Annotated in this window: 20 protein-coding genes; 13 read left to right on the forward strand and 7 right to left on the reverse strand. The window is 60.5% G+C overall.

What is annotated here, in order from left to right:
* Window positions 1–58: 58 nt before the first annotated feature.
* The gene (locus NIT7645_RS01810; protein ID WP_242656148.1) at window positions 59–1,459 is read left to right on the forward strand and encodes a TetR/AcrR family transcriptional regulator; all 1,401 of its coding nucleotides are present in this window, start codon (window positions 59–61) and stop codon (window positions 1,457–1,459) included.
* Here NIT7645_RS01810 and NIT7645_RS01815 read toward each other — a convergent pair.
* From NIT7645_RS01815 to NIT7645_RS01840, 6 genes are read right to left on the reverse strand one after another with little or no spacing between them, the layout of a single operon-like run.
* Window positions 1,441–1,842 carry a PaaI family thioesterase gene (locus NIT7645_RS01815; protein ID WP_050685913.1) on the reverse strand — a complete coding sequence of 134 codons (402 nt, stop codon included), beginning with the start codon at window positions 1,840–1,842 and terminating at the stop codon, window positions 1,441–1,443. The two genes, NIT7645_RS01810 and NIT7645_RS01815, sit on opposite strands and share 19 nt — an antisense overlap.
* The gene (locus tag NIT7645_RS01820) at window positions 1,842–2,324 is read right to left on the reverse strand and encodes a PaaI family thioesterase (RefSeq protein ID WP_050685915.1); all 483 of its coding nucleotides are present in this window, start codon (window positions 2,322–2,324) and stop codon (window positions 1,842–1,844) included. The genes NIT7645_RS01815 and NIT7645_RS01820 overlap by 1 nt, the downstream gene beginning before the upstream one ends.
* Window positions 2,325–2,336: 12 nt before the next feature.
* Complete coding sequence (locus NIT7645_RS01825; protein WP_050685917.1) at window positions 2,337–3,140, reverse strand: enoyl-CoA hydratase-related protein; 804 nt, start codon at window positions 3,138–3,140, stop codon at window positions 2,337–2,339.
* Window positions 3,133–3,987 (reverse strand): SDR family NAD(P)-dependent oxidoreductase, encoded by an 855-nt coding sequence (locus tag NIT7645_RS01830; protein ID WP_050685919.1) that lies wholly within the window; start codon window positions 3,985–3,987, stop codon window positions 3,133–3,135. The genes NIT7645_RS01825 and NIT7645_RS01830 overlap by 8 nt, the downstream gene beginning before the upstream one ends.
* 9 nt (window positions 3,988–3,996) lie before the next feature.
* On the reverse strand, window positions 3,997–5,196 hold the full coding sequence (locus NIT7645_RS01835; protein ID WP_050685921.1) for an acyl-CoA dehydrogenase family protein: 1,200 nt from the start codon (window positions 5,194–5,196) through the stop codon (window positions 3,997–3,999).
* 13 nt (window positions 5,197–5,209) lie between these two features.
* Window positions 5,210–6,424 (reverse strand): acyl-CoA dehydrogenase family protein, encoded by a 1,215-nt coding sequence (locus NIT7645_RS01840; protein ID WP_050685949.1) that lies wholly within the window; start codon window positions 6,422–6,424, stop codon window positions 5,210–5,212.
* 139 nt (window positions 6,425–6,563) lie between these two features.
* Between NIT7645_RS01840 and NIT7645_RS01845 the strand changes: the two genes are divergently transcribed.
* Genes NIT7645_RS01845 through NIT7645_RS01865 form a run of 5 tightly spaced genes read left to right on the forward strand, consistent with a single transcriptional unit; the run spans window position 6,564 to window position 12,765 of the window.
* Window positions 6,564–7,349, forward strand: a complete 786-nt coding sequence (locus NIT7645_RS01845) for an enoyl-CoA hydratase-related protein (protein WP_074964315.1) — start codon at window positions 6,564–6,566, stop codon at window positions 7,347–7,349.
* Between the two features lie 21 nt (window positions 7,350–7,370).
* Window positions 7,371–9,170, forward strand: coding sequence for an acyclic terpene utilization AtuA family protein (locus NIT7645_RS01850; RefSeq protein ID WP_050685923.1), 1,800 nt, complete (start codon window positions 7,371–7,373; stop codon window positions 9,168–9,170).
* 12 nt (window positions 9,171–9,182) lie between these two features.
* On the forward strand, window positions 9,183–10,652 hold the full coding sequence (locus NIT7645_RS01855) for an acetyl-CoA carboxylase biotin carboxylase subunit (protein ID WP_050685926.1): 1,470 nt from the start codon (window positions 9,183–9,185) through the stop codon (window positions 10,650–10,652).
* Window positions 10,652–11,155, forward strand: a complete 504-nt coding sequence (locus NIT7645_RS01860) for an acyl-CoA carboxylase biotin carboxyl carrier protein subunit (RefSeq protein WP_234994802.1) — start codon at window positions 10,652–10,654, stop codon at window positions 11,153–11,155. Before NIT7645_RS01855 ends, NIT7645_RS01860 begins: the two co-directional genes overlap by 1 nt.
* Before the next feature lie 2 nt (window positions 11,156–11,157).
* Window positions 11,158–12,765 (forward strand): acyl-CoA carboxylase subunit beta, encoded by a 1,608-nt coding sequence (locus NIT7645_RS01865; protein WP_027238778.1) that lies wholly within the window; start codon window positions 11,158–11,160, stop codon window positions 12,763–12,765.
* Window positions 12,766–12,876: 111 nt separating this feature from the next.
* Here NIT7645_RS01865 and NIT7645_RS01870 read toward each other — a convergent pair whose 3' ends face one another.
* Window positions 12,877–13,488, reverse strand: coding sequence for an acyltransferase (locus NIT7645_RS01870; protein ID WP_027238779.1), 612 nt, complete (start codon window positions 13,486–13,488; stop codon window positions 12,877–12,879).
* Between the two features lie 253 nt (window positions 13,489–13,741).
* Here NIT7645_RS01870 and NIT7645_RS01875 point away from each other — a divergent pair, with 253 nt between their 5' ends.
* The 7 genes from NIT7645_RS01875 to NIT7645_RS01905 all read left to right on the forward strand — a co-directional run bounded on the left by NIT7645_RS01875 (window position 13,742) and on the right by NIT7645_RS01905 (window position 22,161).
* Window positions 13,742–14,926, forward strand: coding sequence for a lipid-transfer protein (locus NIT7645_RS01875; protein ID WP_027238780.1), 1,185 nt, complete (start codon window positions 13,742–13,744; stop codon window positions 14,924–14,926).
* A gap of 24 nt (window positions 14,927–14,950) precedes the next feature.
* A complete protein-coding gene (locus NIT7645_RS01880) occupies window positions 14,951–15,781 on the forward strand; it encodes an SDR family NAD(P)-dependent oxidoreductase (protein ID WP_027238781.1) in 831 nt (276 codons plus the stop codon).
* A gap of 180 nt (window positions 15,782–15,961) precedes the next feature.
* Window positions 15,962–16,591, forward strand: a complete 630-nt coding sequence (locus NIT7645_RS01885) for a TetR/AcrR family transcriptional regulator (protein ID WP_027238782.1) — start codon at window positions 15,962–15,964, stop codon at window positions 16,589–16,591.
* Window positions 16,592–16,595: 4 nt separating this feature from the next.
* On the forward strand, window positions 16,596–18,194 hold the full coding sequence (locus NIT7645_RS01890) for an acyl-CoA carboxylase subunit beta (RefSeq protein ID WP_027238783.1): 1,599 nt from the start codon (window positions 16,596–16,598) through the stop codon (window positions 18,192–18,194).
* A gap of 9 nt (window positions 18,195–18,203) precedes the next feature.
* Entirely contained in the window at window positions 18,204–18,998 is a 795-nt protein-coding gene (locus NIT7645_RS01895) for a crotonase/enoyl-CoA hydratase family protein (RefSeq protein ID WP_027238784.1), read from the forward strand.
* Window positions 18,995–20,998: an acetyl/propionyl/methylcrotonyl-CoA carboxylase subunit alpha gene (locus NIT7645_RS01900; protein WP_242656147.1), complete on the forward strand. Its 2,004-nt coding sequence runs from the start codon at window positions 18,995–18,997 to the stop codon at window positions 20,996–20,998. Before NIT7645_RS01895 ends, NIT7645_RS01900 begins: the two co-directional genes overlap by 4 nt.
* The gene (locus NIT7645_RS01905) at window positions 20,995–22,161 is read left to right on the forward strand and encodes an acyl-CoA dehydrogenase family protein (RefSeq protein ID WP_027238786.1); all 1,167 of its coding nucleotides are present in this window, start codon (window positions 20,995–20,997) and stop codon (window positions 22,159–22,161) included. The genes NIT7645_RS01900 and NIT7645_RS01905 overlap by 4 nt, the downstream gene beginning before the upstream one ends.
* The last annotated feature ends 123 nt before the right edge of the window (window positions 22,162–22,284 follow it).

Below are 22,284 nucleotides of genomic sequence, written 5' to 3' on the forward strand. Positions count from 1 at the left end.
AAAGAGTTTGATTCGACACTCTCTCCGATGTATTCTAACAGTTGTTAGATTTTTTGCAATGGACAGCCTCATCTACGACAAGTATCGACAATGGATGGCACGACAGATTGAAGATACCAGGATAGTGAATGACGATCTAAGCAAGTCGGAGAGGACCCGCGAAGCCATACTCGCTGCGGCTGCGCGACTTTTTCGGTATGAAGGCTATCACGCAACGACTATGCGCGACATCGCGCAGGAAGCTGGCATTGAGGCCGGCAGCATTTATTATCATTTTCAATCCAAGGACCAGATGCTGTGCGAAGTTCTCGATCTTGGCGTCCGTCAACTATATCAGGCGGTCAGTGAAATCGTTCGGTCGGCACCGACAAGTTCGGAGGATTTTCGCAAGACTTTCAGACTGCTGATTGAAACACACCTTACATACCTATTGACCGACAGTGACTTTACGTCAGCCAATATTCGTAACTATCCGATGTTGTCGGACGAAACACGCGCCCCGCATCGCGAATTGCGTGCATCATATGCGGATGCCTGGGGCAAATTCCTGAATGACGCCAAACGCGCCGGCCACCTTCGAAGCGACATATCCACTGCTGTGATCCGCCAGTTCATCCTAAGTGCCATGAACTGGACCGTAGAATGGTACGATGTCGACAAGTATCCGGTGCGCATCCTCGCGGAACGAATGTGTAAGCTGATACTTGACGGAATGTGTCCACATCGCAAGGCGGGTACCGAAGGCTTGAAGCTGTGCCCCGCCACTCCCGCCAAAACCCCGGATCCCGACGGCAAGGCGGCTAAGACCCGTGCAGAAATTCTAAAGGCCGCAGCGCGCGTTCTGAGGGACAATGGCTACAAGGCGACCACGCTGAGAAAGATCGCGGAAGAAGCGGACATGAAAGCGGGAAGCGTCTATTACCATTTCAACTCCAAAGAAGCGATCGTTGACGAAGTTCTAAACGCCGGACTGAGAGACTTGCTATCAGGTGTCGAAGCCGCCGTTCGGAAATTCGATGCCCCGTACGATCATCACGCCAGGATAGCGACTGCAATCTGGGCGCACCTGGATTTCCTCTTCAAGGCAAGCGAATTCACCTCGGCGAATATCAGAAGCTATGGAATGCTCCCCAATCATTTCAGGGAGAGGCAAAGGGGTATTCGCCATGAATATGGAAAACTCTGGGATCGGATACTCCGTGAAGCTCAGGACGACGGTGCCATACGGTCGGATATCAAGATCGTCCCCTTGCGCCAGGTGATGTTGGGCGCTTTGAACTGGACGGTGGAATGGTTCGACCCGAACAAGGCAGGAGTGGAAGGATATCTATCACTGCCTGAATTCTCCAGCATGCTCATCAATCTGTTACTGGAAGGAATTTGTAACCGGGAAGCGGCCCCGTCCACAGGACAAGGTAGCCCAGAAAGCGGTTGCCCCGGTCAGACCAGAAGGAAGTGATACAGCCCTTCGGCAACCGCCTTTTCCCGATCCGTCTGCCAGCTGAGCACGCTGACGCTTGCCATCCGCTTGCCCTTGCGCGTGACGTTTGCGCGCGCAAAAAGCGGTCCCTTCACACCGGGTCTGAGGTAATCGACGGTCAGGTTGATCGGCTTGGCCGGAACGTCGGCGAAATCGGGCTGTACCGCGACGGCGGCAGTGGCCTCCATAAAACTCGCGATTATGCCGCCATGGTAGTACTCCATGATCGGGTTCCCGATATGGCGGTCATCAAAGGTCATTTCCGCTTCGGCATGGAGGCTATCCAAGCTTTGGACCTCAAAGTTGAGAAATCGGAAAAACGGCACCCGGGATACGTGGGCATTGACAGTTTGCAAATCCATCACGAGGCTTTTCCTTTGGTCATCGCTTCAAACAGGCTGGTTTCCCCACGCGTCAATGCAAACGAGGCGGTTCCACGGGCGATTTCAGCATTATCATGGCCCTCGAACCAGACGCTGCCGGAATTGAAGGCGATGTGGCGGGTCTGGCGAAAACAATGCGCTTGAACGATGACATCCGCGCGCGAACGAGCAGGGCGCAGGTAATCAACTCTCAGATCAAGAGTGGCCATGGTACTGACGCCTTCGATGGCGACAAAGTTAGCCAATCCAAAGACACTGTCCAGAAGCGCCGTCAGGATACCACCATGGAGCAGCGTTTGTTCCGCATCGGCGCAAAAGTCCGGATTGAACGGCATCCGAACGCGAACGCCTTCGGTCGAGACCTCTTCGATCTCAAGCGCCATATGCGTAATCAGACCCTTGCCGCGCGCATTCCACATCTGCGCGATTTGCTCCATTTTCTTTTTGGAGATATCAGACATGCAATTCTTCCATTAGCGCCCTGTGAAGTTGGGTTTTCGTTTCTCGATGAACGCAGCAACCGCCTCGTGATGGTCTTCGGTCTGATGCATGAGCGCCTGATAGGCCGCCGCAGAATTCAGGAAATCCGGTAGATCCATCCGTTCGGCATTGCGCATCAGACGCTTGGCGACGCGCACCGCACGCGGTGGTTTCGCTGCGATGACGGCGGCCCGTTCGCGAGCCCGTGCCATCAATTTTTCATGAGGCACCAGCTCAAGCACCATGCCAAGCTCCAGCGCTTCCTTGGCCTCGACCATGCGCCCTGAGAAGGTCAGATCGGCGGCCTTCTGGTGGCCCAGACGACGCAACAGGAACCAGCTGCCCGCATCGCCCGGAATGATTCCGAGATTCAGAAACACCTCGCCGAACCTTGCTTTTTCGGACGCGATGCGCATGTCGCACATCATGGTCAGGTCGCACCCCGCGCCCACCGCCGGGCCGTTGACTGCGGCGATGGTCGGAATATCCATGTTGTAGAGCGCAAGCGGCAGCCGCTGCACCCCATCAACATAGCTCTGCGCCGCCGCCAGCGGCTCCTTGCGGAACACGCTGTCGGAATCGTTCATTTCCTTGATGTCGCCGCCGGCACAAAAGGCCGGGTCGGCGCCGGTCAGGATCATGACGCTGACCTGCGGGTCTGCCTGCACCTTGGCGAAGGTCTCCAGAAGAGCAGCGATCATGTCGTTTCCGGTGACCGGGTTGCGCCGCTCGGGATCGTTCAGCGTAACCGTGGCGATCCTGTCGGACATCTCCAGAAGGACTGGGTGTTTACTCATTCTTGCCATCTCCCCGTTCGCGTTTCTCGAACATCGCGGGGTTGATCATGTCCCGCGCGTCATGACCCATATGCAAGGTCTCACCGCCGTCTACATAAATGTCTTCTCCGGTGATGAAACCGCCAAGTTTCGAGGCCAGGAAAATGATCGTGCCTGAGATGTCCTCGGCCGCCCCCATCCGGTTTAGCACCGAGCGGTTCAGCTTTTTCCACTGTTCCGGCGGAATCGGATAGCGGCCAAGCGCATCGGTCTTGATCGTGCCCGGCGCGACACAGTTCAGCCGGATGCCGTATTCGCCCCATTCGGCGGCCAGCGTTTTCATCATGCCCGTCACACCGGCGCGGGCGGCGACGGTGTGTGTAAAGCCGGTAAGCGCGGTGCGCGCCGAGATGGCGGTGACAAACACAACCGATCCACCATTGTCGTACATGAAGTGATCCGCCGCTGCCCGGGTCATCTGCCAAGACCCGATCAGGTTGTTGCGGATCACGGCTTCGAAGCCCTTGTTGGTGATATCGCGGGCGGCCGCGATATACTGGCCGCCGGCATTGTTCACCAAAACATCCAACTGCCCATAGTGCTCCTTGATCCGCCCCATCGCAGCTTCGATACTGTCTTCGTCGCGGGTGTCTCCGGGCACGACAAAGGCCTCGCCCCCCGCCGCCCGGATCATTTCGGCGGTCTCTTCCAGCGGTTCTTCGCGGCGCGCGAACAGCGCAAGCCTGGCCCCGCAAGCGGCCATTTCGATCGCCGTCGCCCGGCCCATTCCAGATCCGGACCCCGTGACCAGGGCAACCTGGCCCGCCATGAGATCCGACGCGTAACGCCTTGATTTCGCTTCGTTCATGTTCCGCCCCTAGTTCTTCAGCAATTCGCCAGAGATGATGAGTTTGCGAACCTCCTGGGTGCCTGCGCCGACCTCAAGCACGCGACCGGTCCGGTACAGCCGGTTCACTTCTGTATCACGCATGTAACCCGAGCCGCCGTGAATCTGGACAGCTTTGTCCAGCACGAAGGATGTCGCCTCAGCGGCCTTGTAGATCGCCGCAGCGGTGAGCTTGTGGATTTCGCCGCGCCCGCCTTCGCCCTCTTCGAGGCCTTCACACATGGCAGCGGTGCGCAAGGACAGGCTGCGCGCGGCCTCGATCTGCGTATACATGTCGGCCAGCATCGCCTGAACCATCTGAAAACTGGCGATCGGTTTGCCGAATTGCTGGCGTGTCTTGGCGTAATCGATGGAAATATCCAGCGCCCGCTGCGCAATGCCCAGAGCGTTGAAACAGACGATGGCACGTTCCAGATCAAGTCCGGACATGGTAACGGCAACCCCGCCATCCAGCTTGCCGACCATGTTTCTGGCCGGAACACGGCAATCTTCGAATACCAGTTCGCCCGTCGGCGAGCCGCGGAATCCCATCTTGTTGAGCTTCTGCGCCACCTTGAAACCGGGCGTGTCGGTTTCCACGATAAAGGCGGAAATGCCCTTGGCCCCTTTTTCGGGCGATGTCTTGGCATAGACCAGCACCAGATCGGCAATCGGCCCATTGGTGATGTAGATCTTGGCGCCGTTCAGGATGTAGTCGTCGCCATCCTTTTTGGCCGTGGTCCGCATCGAGCCAAGCGCATCAGACCCCGCGCCGGGTTCGGTCAGGCCCAGGGCGCCGATCAGCGTGCCGTCGCACAGACCTGGCAGGTATTTTCGGCGCAACTCGTCATTGGCGTTGCGATAGATGTTGTTGACGCACAAATTGTCATGCGCCACATGGGTCAGTCCGATGGCCGCAGAGGACCGCGACAGCTGTTCGGTGATGATGCAGGCCGAGGTGAAATCCAACCCAGCGCCGCCGAATTCCGGCGGCACGTTCAGTCCCAGGTAGCCCATTTCGCCCAGCTTGGGGAAAACCGAAGACGGCAGATCATCAGTATCGTCCATTTCGGCGTTCAGATGGTGGAATTCTGACATGAAGAACTTGCCGGCCTGATCGGCCAGCGCCTGCTGTTCGTCCGTCATGAAATGTGTCGGCAGAGCGATGTCGTTGCGCAGTTGCTTGTTCATTGTCTCGTCTCCCTCAGGCGCGCAAAAGTTCTTCGGCAATGATGATCTTGCGGACTTCGCTTGTGCCCGCGCCGATTTCCAGCAGCTTGTTGGCGCGGAACAGCCGGTTGATCTCGGTGTCCTGCATGTAGCCAGAGCCACCATGGATATGGCAGGCTTCGGTCACCGCCTTGTTGAATGCCTCGCCGGCGTAAAGACAGGCCGCCGCTGTCAATTTGTGGATTTCGCCGCGGCCCCCGGCCCCTTTTGGCAGGCCGGTACAGGCGGCCAGCGCACGATAACTGAAGGCACGCGCGGTTTCGACCTCGGTGTAGATCTCGGCCAATTTCGACTGCATCATTTGGAAACTTGCAATCGGCTTGCCGAATTGTTCGCGAATCTTGGCGTATTCCAGCCCAAGTTCCAGCGCGCGTTCGGCCATGCCAACGCAGACTGAGGCAACCATGGCACGCTCCAGATCCAGCCCGCTCATTACCACCGAAACGCCGGTGTTTTCCTGTCCAACCATGGCGGACGCGGGTACGCGGCAATCCTCAAACACCAGTTCTCCGGTTGGCGAACCGCGAAAGCCCATCTTGACAAGCTTTTGCGCCACCTTGAAACCGGGATTGTCCGTCTCGATGATGAAAGCAGAAATGCCCTTGGCGCCCTTCGACTTGTCGGTTTTGGCGTAAAGCAGGATCACATCGGCAATCGGTCCGTTAGTGATATAGATCTTCGAGCCGTTGATGATGTATTCGTCGCCGTCGCGGCGCGCGGTGGTCGCCATGGACCCAAGCGCATCGGACCCCGCGCCCGGTTCGGTCAAGCCCAAAGCACCAACCAGTTCGCCCGAGCAAAGACCCGGCACGTATTTCTTTACCTGCTCTTCGGATCCATTGCGCAGCAGGTTATTCAGGCACAGGTTGTCATGCGCCCCGTGTGAGAGGCCCACAGCCGGATTCCACTTCGAAATCACCTCGGATACCAGCGCCTGGGTGAATTCGTTCTGTCCCGATCCACCTAGCTCTTCGGGTGCGGTAATCCCCAGCAGGCCCAGCTCGCCCATCTGCTTGAACAGATCATCGGGCCACCATTCCTCGTCATCCATACGCGCTTGCAGCGGGTGCAGCACCTCGCGCGACACCCGATCCACGTGGTCGACGATCTGGCGTTGCTCATCAGTCAAAGAATAGTTCGCCCTGATGGCTTCCAGATCAGCCGAGATGGCCTCACTTTGAGTGGTCATATAATCCTCCCGCAAAATGTCGTCCGCAGTGTTGACCAAAATCAAACACATGTTAGAAAATAGATCAAGCCAAGCTTTTGGCGACCTGACGTTAGAAAGCGCGGTGGTCAGAATAGAATACAGGGGGGGAGCTTCGGAAATGACTGAGAGCGTTGTTCAATCGCAGGCGCGCGGCAAAGAAGTGCGTATCACGATAAAACGTCCTGACCATCGAAATGCCCTCAACCGCGAGGTCGCGGACGGGATCATGGCCGCCATATGTGCTGCCGAGAGGGACAGCGATTGCCGCGTGATCGTTTTGACCGGCGAGGGTGAGCGCGCCTTCTGTGCCGGGGGCGACATCAAGGCGGGTGCGGATGGCGGCCCGTTTATTCAGGATCCGGCGGACCCGGATCATTTTGCCGGAAGGTTGTTCGAGACGGTACAGGCGTGCCGAAAGCCAACGATCGCACGCATCAATGGCGTCGCGATGGGGGCGGGGGCGGGCATCATCTGTGCCTGCGATCTGGCTGTGATGGCGGATCACGCCCGCATCGGAACGCCCGAGGTCAAGGTGGGCCTGTTTCCCATGACGATCGTGCCACCCATGATGCGCGTGCTGCCCCGACGGAGACTGATGGAGATGTTCATCACCGGCGTTCCTTTGACGGCCGAGGAAGCCCTGCAATTCAATCTGGTCAACTATGTGACCGATGCTGTGGGGTTGGACGACAAGGTTGCAGAACTGGTTTCCCAGATTGCTGCGCAGTCGCCGAGCGCGATCCGGCTGGGGAAATACGCCTGCCACGCGATGGAGGACATGACCTATCCACAGCAGATGCGGTTTGCAGAAACGCTGTTGCCGCGAGTAGCGCAGACCGAAGACGCGCGCGAAGGCTTTGATGCCTTTGTTACGAAGCGCAAACCTGAATGGACAGGCCGCTGACCAAGCGGGGAGGAGAGGTATATGTCAGAACAAAAACTGCGCATCGGATGTGCATCGGGCTTCTGGGGCGATACGCCGGAAGCGATCGGTCAACTGGTCTCAAAGGGCGAGATCGACTATCTGGTGTTTGATTATCTGGCAGAGGTGACAATGTCGCTGATGGCGCGGGCCCGCGCCAAAACACCCGAGTCGGGCTATGCGCCGGATTTCATCAAGGCGCTGGCACCCTGGTTACCAGACATCAAGGCAAAAGGGATCAAGGTCGTTGCCAATGCCGGAGGTGTGAACCCGCGTGGTTGCAGCGATGCGCTTGCCAAAGCCGCCGCCGGGGCCGGGATCGATCTGTCCATCGGAGTCGTGCTGGGCGATGACCTGTTGCCTAGGGCCGATGAAATTCGCAAAAGCGGTCAGACGGAAATGTTCTCGGGTGTCGAATTTCCAGACGATATATGGAGCATGAACGCCTATCTGGGTGCCCGCCCCATTGCTGCCGCGCTGGATGCCGGGGCCGACATCGTGATCACCGGACGCTGTGCCGACAGCGCCGTCGCGCTTGGCCCCCTGATGCATGAATACGGCTGGGGCGATGATGACTGGGACAAGCTCAGTCAGGGATCGCTGGCCGGCCACCTGATCGAATGCGGCCCCCAGGGAACCGGCGGCAACTTCACCGACTGGCAGGACGTGCCGGGTTGGGACAATATGGGCATGCCCATCGTCGAGGTGTCCGAAGACGGCAGTTTCATCATGACCAAGACGCCTGACACCGGCGGGCTGGTCGTGCCCGGGTCAGTCGGAGAGCAGATGCTCTATGAAATCGGGGACCCGCGCGCCTACCTGTTGCCCGACGTGATCTGCGACTGGTCCGGGGTCACCCTGGAACAGGTCGGACCCGACCGGGTGCTGGTCAAGGGCGGCAGGGGGCTTGGGCGCACCGACAGCTACAAGGTGTCGGCGACCCATGCCGATGGCTGGCGCGCGGTCTCTACCCTGACACTGGCCGCGATTGATGCCCCTGCCAAGGCCGAACGTGTGGCCGAGGCGATCCTGACACGCTGTCGCCGGATTTTTCGCGACCGCAAAATGGACGATTTTCGGCAGGTCAGCGTCGAGGTGCTGGGCGCCGAGGCGGCATATGGCGCAAACGCGCGCGCGCGGACCCGCGAGGTGGTGCTCAAGATCGGCGCGGTCCATGACAATCGCGCCGCGCTGAACATCTTTGCCGGTGAAATCGCACCGATGGCGATTTCGACCGCGCAGGGTCTGACCGGGTTCTTCGCCGGACGGCCAAAGGTGCAGCCGGTGGTCCGTCTATTTTCCTTCCTTCAGAGCAAGGCCGAAACCCCCGTCGCGGTCGAGGTCGACGGCAAGGATGTGCCCGTGAGCGTGGCCACTACGCCAGTCCACCTTGATCCGCCTGCCGCACCGCCCGCAGATAGCCGCGAGCCCGGCCCGGACGTTGTCAAGGTCCGCCTCGTCGATCTGGCCTGGGGCCGCTCGGGCGACAAGGGGAATATCGCCAATATAGGCATCCTTGCGCGTAAGCCGGACTACCTGCCATATATCCGCTCGGCTCTCAGCGAAGAAGTGGTGAAAGACTATTTCGTCCATGTCTGCGAAGGCACGGTCGAACGGTTCGACCTGCCCGGAAGCCATGCGCTGAATTTCCTGTTGCATGACTCGCTTGGCGGTGGCGGAATCGCCTCGGTCCGCATCGACCCACAGGGCAAAGGCTTCGCGCAGATGCTGCTTGATATTGAAATTCCCGTGCCCGCCGATCTGGCCGCACGTGACCGGCTAAACGCCGCGAACCCGAACTAAGAGGACAGGCCCATGACCATTTCGAAACTCCTGGTCGCCAATCGGGGTGAGATCGCGGCGCGCGTGTTGCGCACCGCCAAGGCCCGCGGGCTTGAGACGGCCGTTTTACGCCATGTCGCCGAGCAAGAGGGGCCGGCCCATCTGATCGCAGATGAGGTCGTGATGATCGACGGCCCGACGCCCGTGGCCGCCTATCTCGACATTTCTCAGATCGTCGCGGCGGCAACAAAGATCGGCGCGGACGCGGTGCACCCCGGCTATGGCTTTCTGTCAGAGAATGCCGGTTTTGTCGCGGCGCTGGAAAGAGCCGGAGTGACCTTTGTCGGTCCGACGTCCGAGGTCATCGACCTGATGGGCGACAAGGTCCGCGCCCGCGCCTTTGTCGAGGAACGCGGGTTTCCCGTCGCCCCCTCGGCGATCGAGGATGACGATCCGGCGAGCTTTGTCGAACGCGCCCGCGCCGTTGGCTATCCGCTGCTGATCAAACCCTCGGCCGGCGGCGGTGGCAAGGGCATGCGCGTCGTACGCGAAGACAGCACGCTGGAGACCGAAATCGAAACCGCGCGCCGCGAAGGCGAACGGTATTTCGGTGACGGCCGTCTGTTTGTCGAACGCTATATCGAACGCCCGCGCCATATCGAGGTGCAGGTGATGGGCGACGGGCAAGGCAACGTGGTACATTTCTGGGAACGCGAATGTTCGATCCAGCGCCGGTTCCAGAAGATTATCGAGGAAACGCCCTCTCCGGCGCTGACCCCCGAGCAACGGGGTGAGATCTGCGAAACCGCTGCCGGAATTGCCCGCGCCGTCAACTATCGCGGGGCAGGGACCGTTGAATTCATCTATGCGCAGGACGGGGCCTTTTATTTCCTGGAAATGAACACCCGCCTTCAGGTCGAACATCCGGTGACCGAGATGGTAACCGGCTTTGATCTGGTTGCTGAGCAACTGCGCGTAGCGGCGGGCGAGTGCTTGAGCGCCGCGCAGGCGGATATTCCCCAGATTGGCCATTCGATCGAATTGCGCATCTGCGCCGAGGACGCAACGGCCGATTTTCGTCCTGCGATAGGGGATATCCTGCTGCTGGACGAACCGATGGGCGAGGGTATCCGTGTGGACAGCGGCATTCTGGATGGCGGCAAGGTGACGACCGACTTCGACCCGATGCTGTCCAAGCTGATCGTGCATGGCCGGGATCGCGCGCAGGCCATCACCCGTGCCCGAAATGCGGTGCAAAACTATGTGGTTCTGGGGGTGACGACCAACACCGGCTATCTGGATGAAATCCTTGCGCATCCCGATTTTGCCTCGGGCGACGTATCAACCGGGTTTCTGGCTGAACAATCCGAAACGCTGACCGCGCCGGGCGAAGATGTCTCTGACCTGTTGATGGCGGCGGCGGCTCTATCGGACGAGCGACTGGTGAGTGACGTAATGCAGATACCGGAAATGTACCGCAAGATGGGCGGGTGGAGAAACTGATGCAACGGATTTTTCAGATCGACGGAGTAGAGACTGATTGCTGGCTGGGTCATGATGGCAGCCGGTTCGTGCTCAATACCCCCACTGGCGCTGTTGCCTGCCAATTGGACCCGACGGGTCTGCCGGGCGGTTACAAGCTGCGGGCCAAGGGTGTTGTGCGCGAATTGCGACTGGCCGTGGGGCCGGAAGCAACTTTTATGCACATGGACGGGCGAACCTACGAAGTCGGGCGGGTTGATCCCGCCGAACGCCTGGCCGGAAGCGACGGTGGCGCGAGCGACGACCGATTGGTGGCGCCCATGCCGGGTGTCGTGGTGTCAGTTGCGGTTAAACCCGGCGATGCGGTTGAAGAAGGCCAGCCGCTTCTGGTGATCGAAAGCATGAAGTTGGAAACCACACTGACGGCGCCGCGCGACGGGGTCGTTGCCGAAATGCCATTCGCCGAAGGCGACAGTTTCGGTCTGAAAGACATCTTGGCCCAATTGGCTCCGGAGGAGGAGTGACCATGCGCAGAATTGAAAGTCAGATCGACACCAATGCCGCCGACTACAAGGCAAATTATGCCGCCATGTCCGAACGGCTGAAGGAATTTCACGCCCGCCAGCACGCTGCACGCTATGAGCGCCCGCAGCGCGACTTTGACCGCCTTGCCCGCCAGAACAAACTGGGCGTGCGCGAGCGGCTGGAATTGTTGCTGGACCCCGGCACGCCGTTCCTGGAGTTTTCGACCCTCGCGGCCTGTCGTGAATATGACGGCGCGGTGCCCGGCGCAGGTGTGGTTACGGGGATCGGCATCGTGCAAGGCCGCGAGGTCGCCATCCACGCCAACGATGCCAGCGTCAAGGGCGGTGCCTGGTATCCGCATACCGTGAAAAAGATCGTGCGCCTTCTGGATGTCGCCTTGGAAAACCGCCTGCCGGTCATCCATATCTGCGACAGCGCGGGCGGATTCCTGCCGCTGCAGCACGGGGTGTTTCCCGACCGGTATCTGGGCGGGCGGGTGTTCCGCAACCAGGTCAAGCTGAGCCAGGCCAATATCCCGCAGATTGCCGTGGTTGGCGGACACTGTACGGCTGGCGGCGCCTATGTGCCGACGCTGAGCGACTACAACATCATCATCGAAGGCACAGGCGCGATTTTTCTTGGCGGTCCGCCGCTGGTCAAGGCGGCCACCGGCGAAGAGGTCGGTGTTCAGGAGCTTGGCGGCGCGGTCATGCACACCTCGGTCTCGGGCACGGGCGATTATCGCGCCGCGACCGAACAGCATGCCTTTTCACTGGCGCGCGAAATTGTCAGCCAGTGGAAGCGCACACCGAAAACGATCATCGAAACCGCATCTTTTGAGGAACCGTATTACGACCCTAAAGAACTCTACGGGATCATTCCGAAGGACCGGAAAACCCAGTTCGACATGCGCGAGGTTCTGGCCCGGATCGTGGACGGATCGCGGTTCCACGAATATCAGCCGGACTATGGCACCACGATGGTGTGCGGCTTTGCCCATATCTGGGGCTACAAGGTCGGCATTCTTGCCAACAACGGGGTGCTGTTCAACGACAGTTCTCTGAAGGCAGCGCATTTCATGCAGCTGTGCAATCAGAACCGCACGCCTCTGGTCTTCTTCCAGAACATCACCGGCTATATGGTGGGCCGCGAATACGAAGAACGCGGCATCGCCAAGGACGGCGCCAAGATGCTGATGGCACAGGGTGGCTCGGTCGTGCCGAAGTTCACCGTGATCGCCAATGCCTCTTACGGGGCAGGCAATTACGGCATGTGCGGGCGGGCCTGGGATGCGCGCACGTTATTCATGTGGCCCCAGGCCGAGATCGGCGTGATGGGTGCGGATCAGGCCGCCAATACTATGGCTGACGTCAAGATCCGGCAGCTTCAGCGCGAAGGCAAGGAATTGACCGAAGAAGAAATCGCCGCGATCCGCGAACCGGTGCTGGAAAAATACAAGCGCGATGTCGAGGCTTATACCTCGACCTCGGAATTGTGGGACGACGGCATCCTCGATCCGGCGGACACACGCAACGCGCTTGGCATGTCGATTTCCGCCTCGCTCAATGCACCGATCGAGGAACCACACTACGGGATCTTCCGGCTGTAAAGGCTTGAGGGACGGCACACCGGGTCGGGGAGTGCCGTTCCGCATCAAGGCGCTTCCAACTGGCGCTTTCGAAAGCTGAAGTAGTCCTGACCGGTCCGGTTCCCGGACAGGTCAGGACGATGTCTGCCGCGCCTCCTGAATCGAAACGACGTCAGAGGCCGCCATGCCGGGCCGGTCTGCCTCGACCGCCTTCAGCGGCTCGACCGGCGTCAATCCGGCCAGACAATCGCGCGCAAGTTGCTGGTATTCCGCGGTGCCGCGCGTTTTCCACGCGATTTCTTTCTCGCTGACCTCGCGGATCACCTTTGCCGGCGATCCCACCACCATCGAACGCGACGGAATCACGGTTTCGCCACGCACAAACGCCTGCGCGCCGACAATCGATTCCGCCCCAAGCTCTACACCATCCATAATGACGGAATTCATTCCGACCAGAGCGTTCCGGCCCACCGTGCAACCGTGCAGGATCGCGCCATGGCCGATGTGGCCGTCGCTTTCCACCACGGCGTCGCGGCCGGGAAAGGAATGGATGATGCAATTGTCCTGAACATTGGCTCCATCCCCGATCACGATCCTGCCGAAATCGCCCCGCAAGCTTGCCCCGGGGCCGATGTAGCATCCATGACCCAGGATGACATTCCCGATCAGAACGGCCTGAGGGTGGACATATGTATCCTCGGGCACGACGGGTATAAAACCCTTGAACTCATAACAGTATGCCATTCCGACCACCTTTCGTAAGCTGAGTGCTAAACGCTTGTCGGCGGTTGCGCCGGGACCAGAATCCCTCAATTGTGCCGCCGATCAGGGCGTGTGGCCCGAAATCAAACACAAGTTAGAAAATAGCGCAAGCTCCCTACGTCACAGCTTGGCGATATTGACACTTCCCAAGGTTAGAATTAAAAATCTAACAAATGGTAGAAAATAGACTGGCGGACCGATTAGGGTGGCCTGACCGAACTTGGGAGAGAGAGAAATGACAGACAAAGCCTATGTTGCAGGCGTTGGGATGGTCCCGTTCCAGAAGCCGGGAAAATCCGAAAGCTACGATGTGATGGCGACCGCTGCGACCCGGTCCGCTCTGGCTGACGCGGGGTTGGATTATGATAAAGTCCAACAGGCCTATGTTGGCTATGTCTATGGCGACAGCACCTGCGGTCAGCGCGCCCTGTACCATGTCGGAATGACAGGCATCCCGGTTCTGAATGTGAACAACAACTGCTCGACCGGATCGTCCGCCCTGTTCCTGGCCAGGCAGGCAGTTGAAAGCGGCGCGGTCGAATGTGCTCTGGCACTAGGGTTCGAACAGATGCAGCCCGGCGCAATCGGTGCGATGTTCCATGACCGGGTCAGCCCCTTTGCGGCATTCGACAGAGAAACCGACGAACTGGTTGGCAGTGCCGAGATCCCGCTGGCGCTGCGGTACTTCGGCGGTGCGGGCAAGGCGCATATGGACGAGTTCGGCACCCCCCTGGAAACCTTCGCAAAAATCCGCGCCAAGGCCAGCCGACATGCTGCGAAGAATCCGGTTGCCCTGTTCCGGCAGGAGGTGACGGCGGAAGACGTCATGGCCACCCAGGTCGTCTGGCCCGGCATCATGACCAAGCTCATGGCCTGTCCGCCAACCTGTGGCGCGGCCGCCGCGATCATTTGTTCCAAGGAATTCGCCGACAAGCACGGACTGGACAGTTCGGTTCGGATCGCGGCGCAGGCCATGACGACGGACGGCCCGGAAACTTTCGAAGCCCATGACATGCGCGAAGTGGTCGGCTTTTCGATGGCCAAGCGCGCCGCCGATCAGGTTTACGAGGACGCGGGCATCGGGCCCGAGGACGTGGATGTGGTCGAACTGCACGACTGTTTCGCCCACAACGAGCTGATCACCTATGAGGCGCTTGGCCTTTGCGGTCGCGGCGAAGCGGCGAAATTCGTTGATGATGGCGACAACACCTACGGCGGAAAATACGTGACCAACCCGTCGGGCGGTCTATTGTCCAAAGGCCATCCGCTTGGGGCGACCGGCCTAGCGCAATGTACCGAGCTCGTTCAGCAGCTTCGCGGCCAGGCAGATGCGCGCCAGGTTGATGGCGCACGTCTGGCGCTTCAGCACAATCTGGGCCTCGGCGGGGCCTGCGTCACCACGCTTTATGAAAAAGCCTGATAGCGACTTTCGGGAGGAATCAATATGACTGGAAAACTCGACGGGCGCGTGGCGCTGGTCTCGGGCTCGGGCCGGGGCATTGGCCGCGAAATCGCTCTCAAACTGGCCTCGGAAGGGGCCCGGCTGGTGATCAACGATCTGGATGCGGATCCGGCCAATGAAACCGCCGAGGCGGTACGCGCAACGGGAGCCGAGGCCGTGGTCTGTGCCGGCAGCGTCACCGAAGACGGTTTTGCCGAACGGTTCATCAAGACCGGCATGGACAGCTTTGGCGGGCTGGACATCATCGTGAACAATGCGGGCTATACTTGGGACAGCGTCGTTCAGAAAATGACCGACGAACAATGGCAGGCGATCATCGACGTTCACCTGACGGCCCCCTTCAGGATCCTGCGCGCCGCGCAGCCGGTGATCAGCGCCAAGGCCAAGGAAGAGGCCGCCGCCGGACAGGAAGTGTTCCGCAAGGTGGTCAACATCTCGTCCATCGCAGGGACCGGCGGCAATGCTGGCCAGATCAACTATTCCGCCGCCAAGGCCGGCATTCTGGGTGTCACCCGGACGATGGCCAAGGAATGGGGCCGCTACAAGGTCAACGTCAATGCCGTGGCTTTCGGCCCGATCCGCACCCGCCTGACCGAGGGCAGCGCCGACGGAGACAGCACGATCCAGGTCGAGGAAAAAGAGATCAAGGTCGGCGTGAATCCCGATCTCCTGTCCCAGATGGAGCACATGATCCCGCTGGGCCGGGTCGGCACTCCGGAAGAAGCTGCCGGTGCTGTCTATCTGTTCTGTGCGCCGGAATCGAACTTCATTTCAGGCCAACACATCATCTGCGGTGGCGGTTTCGTGATCTAAGGCATTTGCCCGGACCCCGTCATCGGGCCCGGGCAAGCACATTAATGTCTGGGCGGCCTCTTGGCGGTCGCCAATGCGGAATTTTCCGCAGACTCTAGTCTGGCACGATCACGACGATTTACTCACTTGGGCTATTAACCTAACAGGCGTTAGTTAGGCGTTGGGGCGATACGAAAGTCTATGGCACAAAACACGGCAATCAAAGTCAACGAGACATCGCGCAGCGCGGTTGGACGGGACGGGGTGCTGGACATTGCCGCGCGGCTTTTCCGCGAACAAGGCTACGGGTCCGTTTCGCTCCGAAAAATTGCCGAGGCCGCCGGGATCAAGGCGGGTAGCATATACTATCATTTCGGTTCCAAGGACGAGATCGTCGCGGCCGTTCTTGATGCAGGGATTCGGGTCGTTCACGCGAGTATGAGAGACGCCATCACCGACCTGCCAGCCGATACCGATGGCGAAACGATCCTGCGCTCTGCGATCCGGGCGCATTTGCGCGCGCTTCTTGATGTGAGCGATTATACATCGGCGAATGTGCGTATTTTCGGGCAGGTGCCGCAATCCGTCCGGGATGCCAACTTGCCCACGCGCAGGACCTATGAGGCTGAGTGGGACAGTCTTCTGTCCCAGCTTAAGAAAGATGGCACGCTGAAGCAAGACGTCGATATCCGTCGCCTGCGCCTGATGCTGATCGGTACATTGAACGCCACGCTCGATTGGTTCGACCCGGACCGCGGTAGCGCCGATGCGTTGTCACGCACCTATGCCGATGTGTTCCTCAACGGGATACTCCAAAGACAGGATACCTGACTTCATGGCACGTCTTGAAACAGCGGTGCTGACCGCATCAGAGACCTACACCCGCAACCACGCCGCACAAAGCGAGCGCGTCGAAACGCTGCGCGCGCGGATCGCCGAAGCAACGGCTGGCGGCCGCCCCGACATGGTCGCGCGGCATCGCAAGCGCAGCAAGCTGTTGGTTCGCGAACGGATCGACCTGCTGGTAGATACGGGCACTGCGTTTCTTGAGCTGTCGTCGCTTGCCGCCTACGGTCAATACGGGGGCGAGGTGCCCGGTGCGGGAATCGTGACCGGTATCGGGATCGTCCACGGGCTTCCCTGCGTTGTGATCGCCAACGATGCGACAGTGAAGGGTGGGTCTTTCTATCACGAAACCGTGCAGAAACACATCCGCGCCCAGGAAATCGCAGCCGAGAACCGGCTGCCCTGCCTCTATCTGGTGGATTGCGGCGGTGCCTATCTGCCAGAGCAGGACCGGGTTTTCCCCGATGCCCGCCATTTCGGCAATTCCTTTTATCGTCAAACCAACATGTCCGCGAGCGGCCTGCCGCAGATCGCGGCGGTCTTTGGAGGCTGCACGGCCGGTGGGGCCTATATCCCGGCCCTGTCGGACGAAGTCATCATGGTACGCGGCAACGCACGCATCCATCTGGGCGGCCCCTCGATCGTCAAGGTGGCGATCAACGAAGAGGTTGATGGAGAAACATTGGGGGGGGCCGAGATGCATTCGCGCGTCTCCGGTGTGTCTGACCATCTGGCCGAGGACGAGTATCATGCGCTTGCTCTGATGCGCGACATCGTATCCGAACTGGGCCTGTCGCGCCCGATGGGTCCCGATGCAACCTGCGCGCCGCCGGCGCGCAACCCAGAGGAACTGCTTGGCGTCATCAGCGCCGATCGCAAACAGCCCTATGACATGCGCGAGGTTCTACTGCGCATGATCGACGCCGGCGAATTCCGCGAATTCAAGCCCGGATGGGGTGAGACGCTGGTCTGCGGCACCGCGCGGATTCACGGCTATCGAGTGGGCATTCTCGCAAATAATGGGGCGCTTGTGTCCGACAGTTCGCTCAAGGGCGCGCAATTCGTGTCGATGTGCGATCAACGCAACATCCCGCTTTTGTTCCTCCACAACATCTCGGGCTTCATGGTCGGCACCGAAGCCGAGCGCGGCGGCATTGCCAAAGACAGTGCCAAGCTGGTCTATGCCATGTCGGTTGCCAAGGTGCCGCGCCTGTCGGTCCTCTTGGGCGGCTCATACGGGGCAGGCAACTACGGCATGTGCGGACGTGGTTTCGCCCCGAATTTTCTCTTTGCCTGGCCCACGGCGGAACTGGCCACCATGTCTGCCGACATCGCTACAAATGTGATGCTGGAACTGCGCCGCCAGAAAGGGGGCGACCCGGGCAAGATGGAGGCCGACATGAAGCTGATCGAGGAGCAGGTTCGGGCCCAGTATGGTGAACAGTCCGATCCCTATTATGCCACCTCGCGGCTTTGGGATGACGGGCTGATCGAACCCGCGCAAACCCGCGATATCCTTGGCCTGTGCCTGGCCATCGTGACATCGGTGCCCGAAGCCGGTCGCCATACGCCTGTATTCAGAATGTGAGGCTTCAAGTTGAACAATACCTACAACACGATCCTTGTCGAAACTGATGCGCGCGGCGTCGCCACGCTGACGCTCAACCGCCCCGACAAACACAATGCGCTGAATGGCGAATTGATCGCAGAGCTATACGATGCCGCCGAAAAGCTGGCTGCAGATGACGATGTGCGTATTGTGGTCCTGACCGGCGCGGGCAAGAGCTTCTGCGCGGGCGGCGATTTCAACTGGTTCTCGTCAAACATCGAAAAGTCCCGTGCCGAACGGGTAGACCAGAGCGCCACGCTGGCGCGGTTGTTGCGCCGTCTCGACACGCTGCCCAAACCCTTGATCGGGCGGATCAACGGCCCGGCCTACGGTGGCGGTGTCGGCATGATTTCCGTCTGCGACTACACCATCGGCGCCGAAGGCGCGCGCTTCGGTCTGACCGAGGTCAAGCTGGGCCTTCTGCCCGCGAATATATCGCCTTATGTGGTGGCCCGCATCGGCAAGGTGCATTCGCGTGAGACCATGCTGTCGGGGGCGTTGTTCGACACCGCCCGCGCCGAGCGGATCGGTCTGTTGACCGAAGTTGTCGCGTCGGGCGACTTGGACGCCACGGTGAACCGGGTGGTGCATGATCACCTTCAGGCCGCGCCGGGTGCCGTGGCCGATACCAAGGCGCTGATCGCCTATGTCGCGTCCCACGATCTGGAGACCAACATGATCTACACCGCCGACCGGCTGGCCGATGCGTGGGAGACGGAGGAAGGTATCGAAGGCATCAACAGCTTCATCAACAAGGGCGTTCCGTCATGGCGGGTGAAATGAGCTTCACCCGCGTTCTGATCGCCAACCGGGGCGAGATTGCCCGGCGCATCCAGCGCGGGTGCCGCAAACTGGGGCTGGAAAGCGTAGCGGTGTTTTCGGACGCGGACCGCGACGCGCCCTTCGTGGCCGAGGCCGATCATGCCGTCTGCATCGGTGGGGCCGCCCCGTCGGACAGTTATTTGAACGTCGAGGCCATCCTTGAGGCTGCGCGGGCGACGGGCGCGGGTGCGGTGCACCCGGGCTATGGTTTTCTGTCTGAGAATGCCGGTTTCGCGGCGGCGGTCGAGGCGGCGGGCCTTGTGTTCATCGGGCCGGAACCCGACGCTATCGCGCGGATGGGCTCCAAGATCGAGGCCAAGGCTGCCGCCGAAGCCGCAGGCGTGCCCGTCCTGCCCGGCTATCGCGGCGAGGATCAGTCCGACGCGCGCCTGCTGCAAGAGGCCGAGGCGCTTGGCACCTCCTTTCTGGTCAAGGCCAGCGCCGGCGGCGGCGGACGCGGGATGCGGCTTGTCTCCGATCTGGGCGACGCACCCGAAGCGATTGCATCTGCCCGGGCCGAAGCGCAGAGCGCCTTCGGCGATCCGGCGGTGTTCCTCGAACGCTATGCGCCCCGTGCCCGCCACGTCGAAGTGCAGGTTCTGGGCGACACTCACGGCACCGTGCTGCATCTGGGCGACCGCGATTGTTCGCTGCAACGCAACCACCAAAAGCTGATCGAAGAAGCCCCCGCCGCCGATCTTCCCGAGGCTGTGCGCGACCGCATGCGTGCGGCAGCGGTGCGGTTGGCGCAGGCGATCGGCTATCGCTCCGCCGGGACGGTGGAATACCTCTATGACCCCGGGCGCGGTGAATACTACTTTCTGGAAATGAATACCCGGTTGCAGGTGGAACACCCCGTGACCGAGGCGATCACCGGCATCGATCTGGTCGAATGGCAGTTGCGCATCGCGCGGGGCGAGCCGCTGGCGCTGACGCAAGGCGATGTGCAGTTTGACGGGCACGCCATTGAAATCCGCATCGCCGCCGAAAACCCGGACGAGAATTTCCGCCCCGAAACGGGCGAGATCAGCCTTTGGGCTCCGCCCGCCGGCGTGCGGCTCGATACCGGGGTCGAGGCAGGCTCGGTCGTCAGCCACCATTACGATTCGATGATTGCCAAGCTGATCGTCCACGCGCCGGACCGGGCCGGTGCGATCCGTCAGGCGGTTGTCGCAATGGATGCCTTTGCAGTCGGTGGCGTCGGTCTGAACCTGGCCTATCAGCGCGCGTTGCTGACACACCCGGATTTTGCGGCGTTCCGGCACCATACCTCGGGCCTGCCCGAGATGTTCTCAGGCGGCTGGAGTGAACCGTCCGCTGATCCCCGGGACATGGCCCTTGCCGCGATGGCGCTGCATCTGCATCTCGCCCCGGCGGGCGCGTCGCCCTGGGAAAGCCTGGGGTCATGGCGGCTCACGGCCCCTGCGGGGTGGCCCGGTGCAGCATCCTATTGGGCGACGACCAAAGACGACCAGATCCGCGTAAACGGCTCCGGGTCGGTGTTGACAGCCGTACAGCCGGACGGCCAGGCCATAACGGTCGAGAGCGCCGCTTTAGCCGAATGCCGTCTGAGCGGACGCTTCGACGGGGTTCCATTTTCGCGCATCGCTTACGTCGTGCGCGCGCCGAGTCACTGGCGAGTGCACCTGCAAACCCCTGCTGGAATGACCGCGACAGACCTGCGTACGCTGGAAGACCAGCATCTGCAACGTGCCACCGGCGGGTCTGGCGTCGCTGACCTGTTGTCCGCACCCATGCCCGGCGCCGTGGCCGAGGTGCGCGTCGCACTCGGCGACCGCGTCAAAGCCGGTGACACACTGGTGGTGCTTGAGGCCATGAAGCTGTTGCAAAGCCTGCCCGCGCCGGTCGCGGGCGTGGTGACGGAAATCTATTGTGCACCGGGCGACACGGTTGCCGGGCACGCCCCACTTATCAAGCTCGATCCAGAGGAAAACACATGACCAAACAAGACAACATCACCGCGGCCTCCGGCCTGTTCAACGAAGACCTCCAGATGATCCGCAACCAGCTGCGCCGGTTCATCGAAACCGAGGTGACCGCCAAGGCCGAGCCCTGGGAAGAGGAGGGCAAGGTACCCCGCGACGTGCTGCGCCGGATGGGTGATCTCGGCGTGCTGGGGATGCGCTATGACGAACAGTATGGCGGCGCGGGGCTGGACGTGATGTCCAGCGTGGTTTTGGCCGAAGAGGTCGGGCGATCCACTTTCGGCGGGTTCTCGGCCACGGTTCTGGTCCACACCGACATGGCCTCGCCGCATCTGGAAAACGCCGGCACGCCCGAACAGAAGGCGCGCTGGATGCCGTCGATCGTCTCGGGCGAAATGATCACCGCCGTTGCTGTGACCGAACCGGGCGCGGGCTCGGACGTGGCGGGCATGCGCTCCCGCGCGGTGCGGGACGGGTCGGATTGGGTGCTGAACGGCACCAAGATGTTCATCACCAACGGCGTGCATGGCGATCTCTACATTGTCGGTGCCAAGACCGATCCCGATGCCAAGGGGTCGCGCGGGATCACCATATTTGCGGTCGAAAAAGGCACGCCGGGCTTTTCGGTCGGACGGGCGTTGAACAAGACCGGCTGGCTGTGCTCGGACACTGCCGAACTGATCTTCGAAGATGTCCGCATCCCGGCCGAAAACGTCTTGGGCGAGGTCAACCGCGGTTTCTATTCGGTAATGAAGAACTTCCAGAACGAACGCATTGTGCTGGGTGCGATGGCCTGTGCCGAAGCGCAAACCGCGCTGGACATGACCGTGGATTATGTCAAGCAGCGCAGGGCCTTTGGCGGCGTTCTGTGGGACAAGCAGGCCGTGCGCCAACGGCTGGCCGACTGTCAGACGCGGATCGCTGCAGGACGTCAGCTGGTCTATCACGCCGCCGGTCTGGATGCCGCGGGCGGTGACTGCGTTAAAGAGGTCTCGATGGTCAAAGCCTATTGCGGCGAACTGGTGAACAGCGTGCTTTATGACTGCGTCCAGTTTCACGGCGGCATGGGTTATATGCGCGAAACACCGGTGGAACGCATGTCACGCGATGCCCGTGTGCAGGCCATCGGCGGCGGGGCGAGCGAAGTCATGTTGGAAGAAGTCGCCAAGCGCATGTGAGCTTACTATCCCAAAAAGTAACAATCTACAGAAACAAGGACGAAAAAGATGAATCTGGAAACCAGTCATGTTGATTGTCACTGAGAACTGACCCGGTATTTTCACCGAGATTTGACCCACCCT

This window comes from Phaeobacter italicus (assembly GCF_001258055.1).
GTDB classification, from domain to species: domain Bacteria; phylum Pseudomonadota; class Alphaproteobacteria; order Rhodobacterales; family Rhodobacteraceae; genus Phaeobacter; species Phaeobacter italicus.